The sequence below is a fragment of the Providencia sp. UF-183 genome, from assembly GCF_058246155.1.
In genome coordinates this window covers 1-738 of record NZ_JBSICD010000064.1, presented here as the reverse complement: position 1 = coordinate 738, position 738 = coordinate 1, and the positions used below count along the sequence as shown (strand labels likewise).

Genomic DNA, 738 nt, shown 5'->3' with positions numbered 1-738 from the left:
AAAAATTCGGGCTCCATGCGCTCGGGGGAGCTCATCATTAAATAAGCTTTTAACAAGGCGTAAGTGGCAGGCGTGGCATCAGCACGAGCGGTGCTATCAGGGGGCAGCTCGGCATATTGTTGTAATTTCGCTTCCAATTGCTGGCGAGTGTTGTCGCGCAACAGCGGCAAAATGGTTTGGGTGTAGGTGGGCCATAACTGGCCGAGCAGGGCATCATTGTGGTTTAAGCCAAAGCGCTGCCATACGGGGGTAAAGTGGGTGGCACGGTGGTCGAGTTTTCCTAACATTTGCTGGAAATCGAACTGGGCATTTAGGCGCTCGGCGGCGCTGCGCTGGTTATCCACGGCGGCAAATGCCAGCTGCTGGCTGTCGTTAATCAATTGGCGGTTGGCAAAATACGACACCACTAACCCCACGCCCCACACCGCCATCGCCGTGGCGACCGCGTATTGCATCACGCGCTGCGGGTTGATGCCTAAGTGTGACGGTTGCAATGACGGGGCAATGTCACCTTGCACGGCAAGCAGGCTTTTCCAGCGGTTATCTTCCTGCCATGTATGGGGGGGAAGGGCCTCACTCGGTTGGGTGACGGCGGTGCTAAATGCTAACCCTGCAAAGGGTAAGCGACGAAGACCTGAGGTCAATGGGGCTAAACGAACGGCTAACTCTTCGCTGCCGCTCCCCCGTAAAAACTGCGCCAAAATCAGCCAATAAGTGTGCGTTAGGTTGACAGACAGG

At 55.8% G+C, this 738-nt stretch carries 1 protein-coding gene; it reads right to left on the bottom strand.

The genetic code is table 11. The features are described 5' to 3' along the window. The coding region (locus AC4IFT_RS22345) for an ImcF-related family protein (RefSeq protein ID WP_490752926.1) at positions 1–738 on the bottom strand (738 nt) is incomplete at both ends.